This is a genomic window from Lentibacter algarum (assembly GCF_018860975.1).
GTDB lineage: Bacteria > Pseudomonadota > Alphaproteobacteria > Rhodobacterales > Rhodobacteraceae > Lentibacter > Lentibacter algarum_A.
In genome coordinates this window covers 99,924-114,394 of record NZ_JAHKQI010000005.1, presented here as the reverse complement: position 1 = coordinate 114,394, position 14,471 = coordinate 99,924, and the positions used below count along the sequence as shown (strand labels likewise).

Below are 14,471 nucleotides of genomic sequence, written 5' to 3'. Positions count from 1 at the left end.
AGTTTAGGGCAGGCCTCGCGCCTGCCCTTTTCTTTTGTGAGCCGCTCCTGTTATCTGAAACAGAACAACGGAGCTTTCGCACATGTCCCTTTCAGAAATCACCGCACGTATCGCCAAGGCCGAAGCCTCCGCAGGCCGCCCCGCTGGCAGCACAAAGCTGATCGCCGTGTCAAAAGTGCAGCCCGACGAACGTGTTGAAGCCGTGCTTCAGGAGGGCCACCGCCTTTTTGGCGAAAACCGCGTGCAAGAAGCCGCCGGAAAGTGGCCTGCCTTCGTTGACACCTACCCCGACGCAAAAGTGCACCTCCTCGGCCCCTTGCAAACCAACAAAGCCCGACAGGCCTTTGAGCTGTTTGAAGCCATTCACTCGCTTGATCGCCCAAAACTCGCCAAGGCCTTCGCCCGCCTCGCGCAAGAACTGGGGCACTGCCCCGAAATGTTTGTGCAGGTCAACACCGGCGAAGAGCCGCAAAAAGCCGGTGTCCTCCCCGCCGAAGCCGACAACTTTATTGCCGAATGCCGCGCGCTTGACTTGCCCCTTGCTGGCCTCATGTGCATCCCCCCCGCCGACGAAGAACCAAGCCTGCACTTCGCCCTGCTTGGCAAAATCGCCGCGCGCAACGGGCTATCCGGCCTGTCTATGGGCATGAGCGGCGACTTTGAAAGCGCGGTTGCTTTGGGCGCTACGCATGTGCGCGTCGGCTCGGCGATCTTTGGTTCACGAGCCTACGAGTTGTGAGGTTTCCGCCTCTGCAATGCGTGGCGATGGGCCTTGTCGTCGCCGTCGTCGGCTTTTTCAGCAGCTTTCCCATCGTGCTCGCCGCCCTCTCGGCGATGTCAGCAAGTGCGCAGCAAGCAAGCTCGGGCCTCATGGCCTCGGCCGTTGCTATGGGCGTCACAGCCATCGTGCTCAGCCTTGTCAGCAAACAACCCGTCTCCGTCGCTTGGTCAACACCGGGCGCAGCCTTCCTTGCCGTAACAGTCGCGCCAACTGGCGGGTTTGCCGAAGCAATCGGCGCATTCATCGTTGCCGGAGCGCTCACCATTATCGCTGGCCTCTTTGCCCCACTGCGCCGTGCCGCCGCCGCGGTGCCTTTGCCGCTCGCCCACGCAATGCTCGCAGGCGTGCTCATCGCCATCTGCGCAAAGCCGTTTCTCGCGCTCGGCTCTGCTCCGCAAACGGCTGTGCCGATCTTGCTCACATGGTTTCTCGTCAGCCGCGTCTCGCGCCTGTTTGCCGTGCCAGCCGCCGTGCTCATGGCCCTCGCACTCACCTTGGTATCTGGCTCCGAGCTGATCATGCCTGCAAACCTGATAACTTCGCCAAACCTAACAGCGCCGGTCTTCACCCTCGCCGCAGCGATCAGCCTTGGCCTGCCCCTGTTCATCATCACCATGGCCACACAAAACAGCCCCGGCATCGCTGTGTTGCGCGGCGAAGGTTACCCGCCCAAGCCCGGATTGATGCTCACAGGTGTTGGCGTCGCCAGCGTCATAACCGCCCCGTTTGGTGCACTCCAAACCTGCATCGCGGCGATCACTGCAGCGCTTTGTGCGGGCCAGGACTCGCACCCTGACAAGAGCCTGCGCTACTGGTCAGCGATCATGGCGGCGCTGTTTTACTGCGCTTTCGGCCTGTTCGCGGGCGTTATCCTCGCCCTTGCTCAAGCCGCTCCGGCCCAAACCATGGAGGTTCTCGCTGGCATCGCCCTGCTCGGTGTCTTCGCCAACTCCACCGCCATAGCCCTCTCCGAAGCCAGCAGCCGTGAAGCCGCAGCGATCACCTTTCTACTTACAGCGTCCGGCGTCAGCATCCTTGGCCTTAGCGGCGCTGTTTGGGGGCTTTTGCTCGGCGGTTTGGTGCTGCTGATTGCGCGCAAAACGGCATAAAGTGCATTCGCAAAACACCCGTGTTATAAGCCCCCGACACAACAGGAGTCATCCGATGAAAACGCTCGCGATCCTTGCAGCATCAGCCAGCCTCAGCGCCAGCGCAGCAATGGCCGATTTTTCAATGTCGTTCTCCGGTTGGGGCAATATCCCGTCTTGCACCAACGGCAGCCCGAACACCGTCGGCAACCCTGCTTTCACGCTCAACGATGTGCCCCCTGGCACAACCCAGATCGAGTTCCGCCTGAAAGACCTTGACGTGCCAAACTACAATCACGGCGGCGGCAAAATGAAACTGCAAGTCAACGGCTCAGTCAAAATTCCGGCGGGCTCGTTCAAATACAAAAGCCCATGCCCACCGTCCGGCCGCCACACCTACGAGTGGACAGCCACCGCGATGAAAGGCGGCAAGGCGCTCGCAAAAGCCAGCGCCCGTAAACAGTATCCTTAGGCATTTCGGAGCAGCCCTTTGGCCGTCATATCCTATTTGCTCGCAGGCGTGTTGCTCGCTTTGTCCGCCCTACACTTGCTCTGGGGCTTGCGCATTTGGTGGCCAATTGCCGACGAATTCAAGCTCGCACGCGCAACGGCAGGCTTCAAAGGTATTGCAACAATGGCACCGCCGGCGGCCTGTTACGTCGTCGCTCTACTGCTTGCAATCGTGGCGCTCATAGCGCTCGAGCTTGGCGGCCTCGGCCTGTTTAACCGTTCTGCTCTCACCGCCCTCGTCGGAGCAGGTGCAACCTTGGTGTTTCTCGGCCGGGGCTTGTTCGCTTACACACCAACATGGGCGCGTCTCACACCGGAAGAGCCGTTTCGCAGTCTGGACAGACGCTATTTCTCGCCGCTTTGTCTGATAATCGGTGTCGGCCTCTTGGTCCTTCTCGTCACCCACCGAGCGCTGCATTAAGTTAATTCACCTTAACTCTTGCTGCAAAACTGTCAGCACGCATTATGCACTGCCATATGCACTGCGGTATGCACGCAAGTCACAGGCTCTCTGGCACCTGCGCACCACCGTTAACCTAACCGCACGGGCCGTTAACCCTCTCTGACAATCAGCTCGCTTCCAAGCGACACCCGTTCCGCTATCCATCGCAGATGGTCGCGCCGGAAAGCAATGCAGCCTTCGGTTCCATAGCCCGCCCGCCGCCACTGATGCAGAAAGATGGCCGAGCCTTTTCCAGCCCTCGCGTCAGGCCAGTTCCAGTCTGTAATCAGCACAATGTCATAGAGAGGATCAGCACGCCTAAGCTGTTCACAACTAAAGGAATATGGCGCTTGAACGTGGTGGTTGTAGTCCGGTTGCCCGCTCGCATCCGACCACAAGTCGCGCGGGCCAATCGGCACAGCCCAAGGTTGCGGCGGGGTCACACGATCAGGCCGGTAATACATCCCGACAATGCGGTGCTTACCAACAGGCGTCGCTCCGTCACCCTCGCGCTTGTCGGCCTTAATGCCGCCTTTGCCAATGCTACAGGGGAACAAACGCCCCGCAAAACGTAGGCCGAGCTTTGTCAAAACAAGGGTCTCGGGCGTCACAGCATATGCCCTGATTTCGCAGCCTTTACAGCAAGATACTTGGTGTTATGCGCATTCTCGCCAACCACCAGAGGCACCCGCTCAACAACCTTAACACCCGTGCGCTCCATCATATCGATCTTCGCCGGATTGTTGGTTAACAGCCGCACCGAAGAGAACCCGAGGCTCTTCATTATGGCGCTGCCAATGGTGAAATCGCGCTCGTCGTCTTCAAAGCCAAGCCTGTGGTTGGCCTCAACCGTGTCAAACCCTTGGTCTTGCAGGCTATACGCACGCATTTTGTTCGCAAGGCCAATGCCGCGGCCTTCCTGGTTCAAATAGAGCAGAATGCCGCTGCCTTCAGCCCCCATTTGGGCCAGCGCCGCGCGCAACTGCGGGCCACAGTCACACTTGAGCGACCCCATCAGATCTCCCGTAAAACAAGCCGAATGCAGCCTTGTGAGCACTGGTTTGCTACGATCAGGACGGCCGATCTCAATGACGTAATGCTCGTCACTGCCGTCATCTGGCCGAAACACATGCAGCCGCGTGTTTTCCGCAGCTTCTATCGGCACGCGCCCTTGCACGACCTCATTCAACTGCGTCTGCGCCTCAAGCGCATTGGCAACACCCTCGGCGTTCAGCACGGTTAATTGCTCGCGCTCTGCCAGTGCCTTGGCATCGTTAACCTTCGTTACCAAAACCGCCGGAAGGAGCCTCGCGCTCTTGGTTAACCAAATCGCAAGCCTGTGAAGTGTAGCTTCTCCCTGACGCAAACTATCCAAAGGCCCCTTCATCGGCGCAGACAGATCATCCTTCGGATCAGCAACCGCGCGAACCCACGCCAAACTCGCCTCTTTGGGCAGGGTGATTCTTGCCAAGTCACCGTCATATGCCCGCGCTTTTAACGTTTCGGCACGCCTTGCAGTTATCGCCAATACTGTCTCGCCAGCCGCCCGCAGCCCCGCAAACCGCGTTTCATCCGCGGTTTCAGCAGGCAAAATCAGCGCGTCACCTGCTCTTGCACGCAAGCAAACAGGCACACCAATGCGCAGATCAGCTCGCGCACGAGCTAGGAGTTCGTTTATATCGGGTGCAAACGTCATGGCATATCTCTAGGCCAAGTGTTTCAGAATTGAAACAATAAGGCGCACAGAAACACGACCGCGTGAGAGCTTTGCAGCATTTCTTGTCCTCGCTCGCCTTGTGCCTAGCTTGATGACAAGACAGATACAAAGGAGACCAACATGGCTCAACTTAGAAAGCTCTTGCTCGTCGATGATGACGACGATCTGCGCGAAGCCCTTAGCGAACAGCTGGTGATGACAGAAGACTTTGATGTCTTTGAAGCCGCAAACGGGGCTGACGCGATGGTTAAAACCAAGGAGGCCATCTATGATTTGATCATACTTGATGTCGGCCTTCCTGACACCGACGGCCGCGAACTTTGCCGCCTGATGCGCAAGCAAGGGGTCAAGTCTCCGGTGCTGATGCTCACAGGTCACGACAGCGATGCCGACACTATCTTGGGCCTTGATGCAGGCGCCAACGACTATGTCACCAAGCCGTTCAAGTTTCCTGTGCTTCTGGCCCGTATCCGCGCCCAGCTGCGCCAGCATGAACAAAGCGAAGACGCTGTTTTTACCCTCGGGCCATATACCTTCAAACCGGCGATGAAGATGCTGATCACCGAAGACGACAAGAAAGTCAGGTTGACCGAAAAAGAGACCAACATTCTCAAGTATCTTTACCGCTCTTCCGAGGGGGTCGTGCCGCGTGATATCTTGTTGCACGAGGTCTGGGGTTACAACGCCGGCGTCACCACGCACACGCTTGAAACCCACATCTACCGCCTCCGCCAAAAGATCGAGCCCGACCCCTCAAATGCACGGCTTTTGGTAACAGAATCAGGCGGTTACCGCTTGGTTTCCTAACAAAGTTTACCTCCCTGTTGGCCAGATGGTCAATCACTGGCCGAGCACGTTGCTCGGCCTTTTTTGCTTTTCTTTCAAGTCGGTTGACACAGGCAGACCCCAGGTGTTCGACTACCCTATGACCAACCCTTTTGAACGCCCGATCGCCGAGCTGAACCTGGCTCAAGGCCTCACACTGGAGAACGACTGGTTCGCGCTGAAACAGCTTGATCAGTCCACATGGGCCATCGGCGAGCCTGCCTACCATCAGATGAATTGGTCCTATCTGCTTGTGAGCAACGACGAAGCCCTGCTCTTTGATACAGGCTCGGGCTACCGCCCAATCGCGCCCCTGGTCCGGCATCTCACAGATGCGCACATCTCTGCCTTTCCGTCGCATATGCACCACGATCACCTCGGCAACATCTCATCCTTCGAGCGTATCATCGTTGCCGATCTACCCATCTTGCGAGGCATTGCGAAAGGCAATCAAATCACTGTTCCCGACGACATGTTTCTCGGTGCATCCGAAGGCCAAACCGCGCCCGGCTTTTCTGTTAGTCACTGGGCCAGCCTCGCGCAATCGCTGACTCTCGGGGAGCGCAGCCTGCATATCCTTCACACGCCGGGCCACTCGCCCGACTCTGTCTCGATATGGGAGCCCGCGAATGCCACGCTGTTCGCCGCCGACTTCATCTACCGTGGTGAGCTTTACGCGCAAACGCCCTACGCTTCGCTGCCCGACTATCTCGCCACGACAAAACACCTGCTTGAGATTTTGCCAAAGAACCTGCGCATCGTTTGTGCCCACGGCCAAACCGAAGCCGGAACCGACGACATGCCCGAACTTGCCTACAGTGACCTGACAGATTTGCACGTCACGCTTGAGCGCCTCTTGACCGAAGCACCACACACCGGCGAAACGCGTGTCAACGACCATATGCTGTTAATGCACTCAAGTGAAAGTTTCTCCGCATAGGCCAAAGCGCACATTCGCTCTTGAAGGCCGCCACCTCAAAGGGGCATGATCAAACCTCACTTTAGGAGCGCATCATGTCATTTACTCTCGCCACTTGGAACATCAACTCCGTGCGCTTGCGCGAACCGATCGTGCTTAAACTTCTTGAGGAACAAGCGCCCGATGTACTGTGTCTGCAAGAGTGCAAAAGCCCGGTTGAGCTGATCCCGCTGGAGGGCTTCAAGGCGCTTGGCTATCATCACATAGTTGCGCGTGGCCAGAAGGGCTATAACGGCGTCGCGATCCTCTCCAAGATCCCGATGGTTGAAGCAGGTGCCGAAGATTTCGCAAGCCTCGGCCATGCCCGCCATATCGCAGGAAAGCTTGAGAACGGCGTGACAGTTCATAACTTCTACGTCCCTGCTGGCGGCGACAAACCCGACCGCGAGATCAACGAGAAGTTCGGTCAAAAGCTCGACTATCTCACCGAGATGCGTGACCACTTTCATGCCAACAAACCCGAGAAGGCTATCCTCGTTGGCGACCTCAACATCGCCCCGCGTGAAGACGATGTCTGGGACCACAAGAAGCTGCTCAAGATCGTCAGCCACACGCCTGTTGAGGTTGAGCACCTCGCCCAGACACAAGACGCCGGAGCATGGGTTGATGTCACACGCCAGGACATCCCTGAAGGCAAGCTCTACAGCTGGTGGTCCTACCGCGCCAAAGACTGGAGTGCAGCCGACAAAGGCCGCCGCCTTGATCACCTCTGGGCCACACCCGACATCTCAAACGCCGGTCACTCATCCCGCGTCGTCCGCGACGCCCGCGGCTGGGAAAAACCCTCTGATCATGCTCCGGTTTTTGCCACGTTTGACCTAAGCTAGCCCTTGCAACGCGCCGCTTGATACCTCATCTAACTGGCAACACCTAACTTGAAGGACACCACCATGATGGACCTGAACCTGAGCCAGCCTGCTGATACAGCAGCGAACCTGATCATCGACGTGACCGAAGAAAACTTTATGCAAGAAGTGATCGACGGCTCGCAAGAAGTGCCCGTGATCGTTGACTTTTGGGCAACATGGTGCGGCCCTTGCAAGCAACTTATCCCGATGCTTGAAGCGGCGGTTACCAAGCTGAACGGCGCGGTGAAACTGGCAAAAATCGACGTTGATAAAGAGCAACGCCTCGCGCAAATGCTCGCCCAGCAAGGCCTGCCTATTCAATCGGTTCCGACAGTTGTTGGCTTCTTCCAAGGCAAGCCTGTCGATATGTTTCAAGGTGCTGTGCCCGCATCCGAGCTTGATGCCTTCCTCAACAAGATGATCGAGGCCGCAGGTGGCGACACATCTGGTGGTCTCGCCGGCGCGCTTGAAGCGGCTGAGGAAATGTTGACCGAAGGCAACCCCGAAGACGCCGCACAGATTTTCGCTGCGGTCATCGAGGAAGACCCGGTTAGCGCCGCTGCCTATGGTGGCTTGATCCGTGCGCATCTGGCACAAGACGATACCGAGCAAGCCGAGGCGGTGCTCAACGGCGCGCCGGCCGAGATCAGCGCAGCGCCCGAGCTTGAAGCCGCGCGCGCCCAGCTTGAGCTTGCCAAACAGGCCGCCGATGCTGGCCCCGTTGCCGAGTTGAAAGCCGCAGTTGAGGCAAACCCCGACGACCACCAGGCGCGCTACGACTACGCCAATGCCCTGCAAGCGGCGGGCCAGGTTGAGGAAGCCGTAACCGAGTTGCTCGAACTCTTCCGCCGTGACCGCGAGTGGAACGACAACGCGGCAAGGCTTCAGCTGTTCACCATCTTTGACGCCTTGCCCCCGCAAGACCCGATTGCGCTCAATGGCCGTCGAAAGCTCGGCTCGATGATCTTGATCTAAAGCAGCGCTCAAGGCTAAGCTAAACACATGCAAACGCCCCTGACCCTGCCCGAGGTGATCCCAATCTTCCCGCTTCCGGGCGCGCTGTTGCTGCCGCGTTCCAACATGCCTTTGCACATCTTCGAGCCGCGCTACCTTGCAATGCTGGATGATGTCCTCAAAACCCCTGACCGCTTGATCGCGATGATCCAACCGCTCAGCATCCCCGGCCGCGAGGAAGAAATGTTGAGCACAATCGGCTGCGCAGGCCGCATCACCCAGTTCACCGAAACAGATGATGGCCGCTACATGGTCACCCTCACAGGCGTATCACGTTACCGCATTTTGGAAGAGATCGAAGGCTTCACCCCCTACCGCCGTGCGCGGGTAGACTGGGACGGGTTCGAACAGGACACCGGCCCCGTCGAGCACGACCCAGCCTTTGACCGCGCAAAGTTTCTTGAGCTATTGGGCCGCTATCTGTCGTCGCAAAGCCTCAACACTGATTGGGACACACTGAAAGAAGCCGAGGATGAGTTGCTCATTAACTCGCTCTCGATGCTGCTTGAGTTCGCGCCCGAAGATAAGCAAGCCCTGCTCGAAGCACCCTCCTTGTCGACACGCCGTGAAACACTTATCACATTGATCGAGTTCGCCTTGCACGGCGGCAATGACGAGGACCTCATCCAATGACAGATGCACCCGCACAACCGTTTGACCGCCGCATGCTTGAGGCTCTCGTGTGCCCCGTGTCCCAAGGCCGGCTTGAGTATGACGCCGAGGCGCAAGAGCTGATCAGCGCTTCCGAGTTCCTCGCCTATCCGATCCGCGATGGCATCCCGGTGATGCTGTTCAGCGAAGCCCGCAAGATCGAAGATTAACTCATTACAAAAGCAAAAGGCCGGCCATGTTACTGGCCGGCCTTTGTGGTTTTAGCGCATAAGCCTTAGCTTACAAAGTGGCCCTCATCGTCGACATGCGGCAAATCGGAGTCCATGATTATGCCTGCATCAGGGTTGTTGAATATATCCATATCCAACTTGCCTTCGCCCTTGGCCACGATCGACGAAACAACCGCATCGCCCGTCACGTTCACGGCTGTCCGGCACATGTCCATCAGGCGATCAACACCCAAGAGCATGCCAACGGCTTCAACCGGAAGGCCAACTTGCGTGAGAACCATGGTCAGCATAACCATGCCAACACCCGGCACACCGGCGGTGCCGATTGAAGCCAGAACCGCCATCAGAATAACCGTTAGGTAGCCCCCAACACCAAGCTCAACACCGTAGACGTTGGCGATAAACACGGTCGCCACACCCTGCATGATCGCGGTGCCGTCCATGTTGATCGTCGCGCCGAACGGCACTGTGAAAGAACCAACAGAAGGATGCACACCAACACGGTTTGTCACCGCACTCAGCGTTGCCGGGATCGTCGCGTTCGAGCTTGCTGTCGAAAAAGCAAACGTCTGTGCAGGGCGAATCTTGCGCAGGAACGTCATCGGGCTGAGGCCACTGAACAGCTTCAGCAGCAACATCAGCGTCACAAAACAGTGGAACGCCAGCGAGCCAAGCAATGCAATGACATAGCCGATCAGCGGCATGAACATCGCCGGGCCGTTTTCAGCAAAGGTTTTCGCGATCAGGAAGAACACACCATAAGGCGCAAATGACATGACGATCTTCACCATGTTCATCATCAAGTCGTTCATCTTCATTGCAAAGTCTTGCAGGCCTTTGCCCTCTTTGCCCATCATCAGCATCGAAATGCCGACAAGCACAGCGAAGAAAATGATCGGCAACATAGAGCCGTTCGCCATCGCCTGAATTGGGTTGGTTGGAACAATGTTGATCAACACATCCGCCAGCGAAGGTGCATCCTTGGCCGTCACTTCCTTGACCGCAACAGAACCTTGCTCAAAGCCGGCACCAATGTTGAGAACCGAAGCGATGATGATCGCAGTTGCAATCGCGATCGCTGTTGTCAGCAGGTAAAAGAACACCGACTTGCCGCCGACACGGCCCAGCACGCGAATGTCGCCAATGCCCAGAACACCGCAGATCAGCGAGAAGGTCACCAGCGGAACAACCAGCATCTTGAGCGCCGAAACGAACATTTTCCCGAACGTATGGAACACGCCGTAAACCATAAAATCCGAGAACCCGCTAACGCCAGGTTGAACCATTCCGTTCACGCCGTAAGTCAAATTTATCGCCAGCCCAACAACAAGCCCTGCGAGCATCGCATAGACGATCTTTGTTGTGAGAGTAGCTGAGTGCCACCAAGTCATAATATCCCTCCACTTTTTTATACACGCATCTGGCCTACCTGTGCCAGATTGTCACATGCTACGCCTACGTAGGAAAACCACCAAGCATGTTTTTATGGAGTTAGGATTTCATCAAATCAGGCAGTTCGCCCGACAGCCCTGCCGCCTCGCGCACAAAACTGCGTTTCACAGCGGGCAGTGCGTTGATCACGCCCATGCCAATGTCACGTCCGAGGCGCAGCAGCGGGTTGTCGTTTGAGAACAGCTTGTTTGACAGGTCAGTCGCCGCCGCCAGCGTCGCGGTATCAAAGCGCCGCCATTCTTGAAAGCGCTGTAAAACCAGCAGGCTGGCAAAGTCTTCGCCAATCATTCCGGCGTGTGCAATCACATGCGCCAACGCAGCAACATCACGCAGACCGGCGTTCAGGCCCTGCCCTGCAATCGGATGCATCCCATGCGCAGCGTCACCAACAAGGGCCACGCGCTCAGCAACAAAATGGTTGGCAATGGTCAGTTTGAGTGGGTAGGAAAAGCGTTTGCCATCAAGGCTGATCTTACCGAGAAAGTCGCCAAACCTTGGCCGCAAAACTTGCAGATAATCTTCGTCGGACAGTGCATTGATCTCGGCAGCTATACCGGTTTTCTCTGACCATACGATCGACACGCGATTGTCGGGCAATGGCAAAATAGCCAGCGGCCCGTTCGGCATGAAAAACTGATGTGCAATGCCGTCATGCGGTAACTCATGCTTAAGCGCACAAACCAGCGCCGTCTGGCCATAGTCCCAGCCCGTGCGCTTGATGCCAGCTCTCTCGGCCGTGCCCGAAGCACGTCCATCAGCTCCAACAATCAGTCGCGTGCTCAGAACCTTGCCAGAAGCTAAAGTCAGCCAAGCGCCTTGCTCGGTCACATCCTGCTCAACAACTTCATCGTGCAGCATCTCGACAAGCTCCTGCGCCGCAACCGCCTCAAGCAAGGCCCGCCGCAAGTAACGGTCTTCAAGCATATAGCCCATCGGGCCTTCCTCAAGCTCGCCCCGCTCAAAGTGCAGCGACAAGGGCGAAGGCCCCTCGCCTGCGCGCCCGTCACTGGCCTTGATTTCCTGCATCGCTTCGGCGTGTCCCGCGACTTGCTCCCAGATACCAAGCCGCGCCAGAAGCCTCTTGGAGGCCAGTGCCAAAGCATATGAACGCCCGTCAAACGCAGCGTTCTTGCGCAGGGTCTCGGGCTGGGCATCAATGATGCAAACTTGATGCCCCTGAGCCGCAAGAGCCAAGGCTAGCGCAGGGCCATTTAACCCACCGCCGACGATCACAATATCACTGTCGTATTTCATACCCTGCAATATGCCTGTCGCTGCGGGATTGTCCATGCTGCACTCTGTCGCTACGGTCACACCAACACGCGCGAAGGAGCAAGGCAAATGCAAGACTGGCTGACAATGAGCATGGGTGATCTCGGCCGCGGAATTGCCGCCGGAGAGATTGATCCTGTTGAGCTAACGCAAACCTACCTCACCGCCATCAAAGCCCATCCGATGCAGAGCCGCATCTATGCTCGCCTCACTGAAGAACGCGCCCTGACCGAAGCGCAAGCCGCTTCTGATCGTGCGAAAGCTGGCTTGCGACGCGGTCTGCTTGACGGTGTGCCGATCAGCTGGAAAGACTTGTTTGATACAGCAGGCACAACCACCGAAGCAGGCACAGCCCTGCTCAAAGGCCGCGTGCCAACCACTGACGCCCTCGTGCTCCAAAATGCCACTCAAGCGGGCCTTGTCTGCCTCGGCAAAACCCACATGAGCGAGCTGGCTTTTTCCGGACTCGGCCTTAACCCCGTCACCGAAACTTCGCCCTGTGTGAATGACCACGAGGCTGTTTCCGGCGGCTCGTCCTCGGGTGCAGCAACCTCGGTTGCATTCAACCTCGCGCCTTGCGGCATTGGCTCTGACACAGGCGGTTCTGTTCGCATCCCCTCGGCCTGGAACGATCTTGTCGGCCTCAAAACAACTTCCGAGCGCCTGCCTCTCAATGGTGTTGTGCCGCTTTGTGCAAAGTTCGACACCATCGGCCCGCTCTGTCGCACCGTCGAAGATGCCGCGCTGATGCTCGCCGCACTAGAGGGCCGCGACCCGATCGACCTCGCTGATGCCTCCCTCAAAAATCGCCGCTTTGCAATTCTTGATACCCTCGCCTTTGACGACATCCGCGATGCGCCCCGTGACGCTTTTCAAAGTGCTGTTGGGCGCCTCTCGGCGGCAGGTGCAAGTATCGAACACATCGAAGCGCCAGAAGTTGTCGACGCCATGAGCAAAACCGCTGTGCTATTCACCTCCGAAGCCTACGGCACATGGAAAGACACGATCGAAGCCGCACCGGAAAAAATGTTTGGCGAAATTCTTGCCCGCTTCCGTGCGGGTGCCGAGTTTGCTGCACCCGACTATGTTGCCGCTTGGCACGCTCTTGATACCGCGCGCGCAACATGGGCTGCCCGTGTTGCCCGATATGATGCCGTCTTGGTGCCCACCTCCCCGATCATGCCACCAAATATCGAGCGTCTCCTGTCAGATCATGACTATTACGTCACTGAAAACCTGCTCGCATTGCGCAACACCCGCATTGGAAACGTGCTTGGCTTGTCGACGATAACTCTACCAACAGGCGTTCCGAGCTGTGGTATCTCCTTCATGGGCGCGCCGTTTGCAGAGGAAAAGCTGCTGCGCATCGCCGCCGCCGCTGAAACGGCGCTCTCTTAACATTGGCCGAAATGCCACAAACTGTCTGAATTCACGTAGTTTTTCTGGACGCGCCGCCGCACCTTGAGTAATTTGAATTCAAACAGGGCGTTAATGACCCTGAACTTGAGGCAGTATTACTATGTTTCCCGAGCGGTTTTCGAACCTTCCGGCCTATGCGTTCCCGCGTTTGCGCGCCCTGTTGGATCATCATCCAGCTGGCGGTGAGCCCGTGCATATGACCATCGGTGAGCCAAAACATCCCTTTCCTGCTTGGGTTAAAGACGAACTCGCCGCCAATATCGACGGGTTCAACAACTATCCGCGCAACGACGGTAGTGAAGCTTTGCTTACCGCGATCTCGGGTTGGATCGAGCGCCGGTTTTCCGTCAAAACCGATGCTGCCAGCCAGATCCTCTCACTCAATGGCACTCGTGAAGGGCTTTACAATGCTTGTATGGCGCTGGTTCCCGAAAAGAAGTTCGGTGACACGCCAAACATCCTGATGCCCAACCCGTTCTATCAGGTGTACGCTGTCGGCGCGGCGTCTATCGGGGCGAACCCCGTGTTCGTGCCAGCCACTCGCAGCACCGGATATCTGCCTGATTTTGCAGGCCTGCCAACCGACATCCTCAAAAAAACCGCCGCAGTGTTCATTTGTTCGCCGTCAAACCCGCAAGGCGCTGTTGCTTCTCGCGAGTATCTACGCGACCTCATCAACCTGGGTGAAGTGTTCGACTTTCAGATTTTCTCTGATGAATGCTATTCAGAAATCTACCGCGACACGCCGCCGCCCAGCGCGTTGGAAGTCGCCGCCGAAATGAACGCTCACCCCGAGCGCGTGGTGATCTTTCACTCGCTCTCAAAGCGCTCAAACCTCCCCGGCCTGCGTTCCGGCTTTGCTGCGGGTGGGCCAAAAAGCCTCGCGCGGCTCCTGCAATTGCGTAACTTCGCTGGCGCGCCGTTACCGACACCCCTACAGGCGGTCGCCGCACGCGCGTGGAGCGATGAAGAGCATGTGATCGAAAACCGCCGTCTCTACCAAGAAAAGTTTGCCGTTGCCGACAAAGTCTTGGCAGACTTCGAAGGCTACCAAGGCCCTGAGGCTGGGTTTTTCTTGTGGCTTCCTGTTGAAGATGGCGAAGAAGCAGCGCTCAAGCTCTGGACAGAAACAGGCGTTCGGGTGCTCCCCGGCGCTTATCTGAGCCGCGACGTGAACGGGAACAACCCCGGTAAATCATACATCCGGGTCGCACTAGTGGCCCCAAAACAAGACGTGCAGCAAGGCTTGGAAAAGCTCAAAAACTGCATCCAAAACTAAGGA

16 protein-coding genes are annotated in these 14,471 nt (G+C 57.3%); 12 read left to right on the top strand and 4 right to left on the bottom strand.

Translation table 11 applies throughout. The features are described 5' to 3' along the window. Nucleotides 1–82 precede the first annotated feature (82 nt). From KO498_RS04870 to KO498_RS04855, 4 genes are read left to right on the top strand one after another with little or no spacing between them, the layout of a single operon-like run. Nucleotides 83–739, top strand: a complete 657-nt coding sequence (locus KO498_RS04870; RefSeq protein WP_215958768.1) for a YggS family pyridoxal phosphate-dependent enzyme — start codon at nucleotides 83–85, stop codon at nucleotides 737–739. After that, complete coding sequence (locus tag KO498_RS04865; RefSeq protein ID WP_354667619.1) at nucleotides 736–1,890, top strand: benzoate/H(+) symporter BenE family transporter; 1,155 nt, start codon at nucleotides 736–738, stop codon at nucleotides 1,888–1,890. The genes KO498_RS04870 and KO498_RS04865 overlap by 4 nt, the downstream gene beginning before the upstream one ends. Before the next feature lie 55 nt (nucleotides 1,891–1,945). Then, nucleotides 1,946–2,341, top strand: coding sequence for a hypothetical protein (locus KO498_RS04860; RefSeq protein ID WP_215958767.1), 396 nt, complete (start codon nucleotides 1,946–1,948; stop codon nucleotides 2,339–2,341). A gap of 18 nt (nucleotides 2,342–2,359) precedes the next feature. Continuing rightward, entirely contained in the window at nucleotides 2,360–2,800 is a 441-nt protein-coding gene (locus KO498_RS04855; RefSeq protein WP_215958766.1) for a DUF3995 domain-containing protein, read from the top strand. Between the two features lie 131 nt (nucleotides 2,801–2,931). On the opposite strand, the gene KO498_RS04850 is transcribed toward KO498_RS04855, so the two are convergent. Both KO498_RS04850 and ribA read right to left on the bottom strand, forming a co-directional pair. Continuing rightward, nucleotides 2,932–3,432: a L,D-transpeptidase family protein gene (locus KO498_RS04850; RefSeq protein ID WP_215958765.1), complete on the bottom strand. Its 501-nt coding sequence runs from the start codon at nucleotides 3,430–3,432 to the stop codon at nucleotides 2,932–2,934. Beyond that, nucleotides 3,429–4,517 (bottom strand): GTP cyclohydrolase II, encoded by a 1,089-nt coding sequence (ribA, locus tag KO498_RS04845; protein ID WP_215958764.1) that lies wholly within the window; start codon nucleotides 4,515–4,517, stop codon nucleotides 3,429–3,431. The genes KO498_RS04850 and ribA overlap by 4 nt, the downstream gene beginning before the upstream one ends. Before the next feature lie 141 nt (nucleotides 4,518–4,658). Here ribA and KO498_RS04840 point away from each other — a divergent pair, with 141 nt between their 5' ends. From KO498_RS04840 to KO498_RS04815, 6 genes are all read left to right on the top strand, one after another. Further along, entirely contained in the window at nucleotides 4,659–5,345 is a 687-nt protein-coding gene (locus tag KO498_RS04840) for a response regulator transcription factor (RefSeq protein ID WP_215958763.1), read from the top strand. Nucleotides 5,346–5,448: 103 nt separating this feature from the next. Next, complete coding sequence (locus tag KO498_RS04835) at nucleotides 5,449–6,303, top strand: MBL fold metallo-hydrolase (RefSeq protein WP_215958762.1); 855 nt, start codon at nucleotides 5,449–5,451, stop codon at nucleotides 6,301–6,303. A gap of 74 nt (nucleotides 6,304–6,377) precedes the next feature. Next, a complete protein-coding gene (locus tag KO498_RS04830; protein WP_215958761.1) occupies nucleotides 6,378–7,169 on the top strand; it encodes an exodeoxyribonuclease III in 792 nt (263 codons plus the stop codon). 63 nt (nucleotides 7,170–7,232) lie between these two features. After that, nucleotides 7,233–8,165 (top strand): tetratricopeptide repeat protein, encoded by a 933-nt coding sequence (locus tag KO498_RS04825; RefSeq protein WP_215958760.1) that lies wholly within the window; start codon nucleotides 7,233–7,235, stop codon nucleotides 8,163–8,165. A 27-nt stretch (nucleotides 8,166–8,192) separates the two neighbouring features. After that, the gene (locus tag KO498_RS04820) at nucleotides 8,193–8,837 is read left to right on the top strand and encodes an LON peptidase substrate-binding domain-containing protein (RefSeq protein ID WP_215958759.1); all 645 of its coding nucleotides are present in this window, start codon (nucleotides 8,193–8,195) and stop codon (nucleotides 8,835–8,837) included. Next, entirely contained in the window at nucleotides 8,834–9,025 is a 192-nt protein-coding gene (locus KO498_RS04815) for a Trm112 family protein (protein WP_215958758.1), read from the top strand. The genes KO498_RS04820 and KO498_RS04815 overlap by 4 nt, the downstream gene beginning before the upstream one ends. Before the next feature lie 65 nt (nucleotides 9,026–9,090). On the opposite strand, the gene KO498_RS04810 is transcribed toward KO498_RS04815, so the two are convergent. After that, the gene (locus KO498_RS04810) at nucleotides 9,091–10,437 is read right to left on the bottom strand and encodes a dicarboxylate/amino acid:cation symporter (RefSeq protein WP_215958757.1); all 1,347 of its coding nucleotides are present in this window, start codon (nucleotides 10,435–10,437) and stop codon (nucleotides 9,091–9,093) included. Between the two features lie 100 nt (nucleotides 10,438–10,537). Next, on the bottom strand, nucleotides 10,538–11,788 hold the full coding sequence (locus tag KO498_RS04805; protein WP_215958756.1) for a UbiH/UbiF/VisC/COQ6 family ubiquinone biosynthesis hydroxylase: 1,251 nt from the start codon (nucleotides 11,786–11,788) through the stop codon (nucleotides 10,538–10,540). A gap of 51 nt (nucleotides 11,789–11,839) precedes the next feature. Between KO498_RS04805 and KO498_RS04800 the strand changes: the two genes are divergently transcribed. Together KO498_RS04800 and KO498_RS04795 are read left to right on the top strand one after the other, a co-directional pair. Continuing rightward, nucleotides 11,840–13,168 carry an amidase gene (locus KO498_RS04800; RefSeq protein WP_215958755.1) on the top strand — a complete coding sequence of 443 codons (1,329 nt, stop codon included), beginning with the start codon at nucleotides 11,840–11,842 and terminating at the stop codon, nucleotides 13,166–13,168. A 121-nt stretch (nucleotides 13,169–13,289) separates the two neighbouring features. Beyond that, nucleotides 13,290–14,468, top strand: a complete 1,179-nt coding sequence (locus tag KO498_RS04795; protein WP_215958754.1) for an aminotransferase class I/II-fold pyridoxal phosphate-dependent enzyme — start codon at nucleotides 13,290–13,292, stop codon at nucleotides 14,466–14,468. Nucleotides 14,469–14,471: the final 3 nt, after the last annotated feature.

Bases quoted from the DNA above. Each gene is read 5' to 3' on its own strand.
- KO498_RS04825 (WP_215958760.1), top strand. From the start codon at position 7,233: ATGATGGACCTGAACCTGAGCCAGCCTGCTGATACAGCAGCGAACCTG.
- ribA (WP_215958764.1), bottom strand. From the start codon at position 4,517: ATGACGTTTGCACCCGATATAAACGAACTCCTAGCTCGTGCGCGAGCT.
- KO498_RS04810 (WP_215958757.1), bottom strand. From the start codon at position 10,437: ATGACTTGGTGGCACTCAGCTACTCTCACAACAAAGATCGTCTATGCG.
- KO498_RS04805 (WP_215958756.1), bottom strand. From the start codon at position 11,788: ATGGACAATCCCGCAGCGACAGGCATATTGCAGGGTATGAAATACGAC.
- KO498_RS04820 (WP_215958759.1), top strand. From the start codon at position 8,193: ATGCAAACGCCCCTGACCCTGCCCGAGGTGATCCCAATCTTCCCGCTT.
- KO498_RS04795 (WP_215958754.1), top strand. From the start codon at position 13,290: ATGTTTCCCGAGCGGTTTTCGAACCTTCCGGCCTATGCGTTCCCGCGT.
- KO498_RS04860 (WP_215958767.1), top strand. From the start codon at position 1,946: ATGAAAACGCTCGCGATCCTTGCAGCATCAGCCAGCCTCAGCGCCAGC.
- KO498_RS04800 (WP_215958755.1), top strand. From the start codon at position 11,840: ATGCAAGACTGGCTGACAATGAGCATGGGTGATCTCGGCCGCGGAATT.
- KO498_RS04830 (WP_215958761.1), top strand. From the start codon at position 6,378: ATGTCATTTACTCTCGCCACTTGGAACATCAACTCCGTGCGCTTGCGC.
- KO498_RS04815 (WP_215958758.1), top strand. From the start codon at position 8,834: ATGACAGATGCACCCGCACAACCGTTTGACCGCCGCATGCTTGAGGCT.
- KO498_RS04840 (WP_215958763.1), top strand. From the start codon at position 4,659: ATGGCTCAACTTAGAAAGCTCTTGCTCGTCGATGATGACGACGATCTG.
- KO498_RS04870 (WP_215958768.1), top strand. From the start codon at position 83: ATGTCCCTTTCAGAAATCACCGCACGTATCGCCAAGGCCGAAGCCTCC.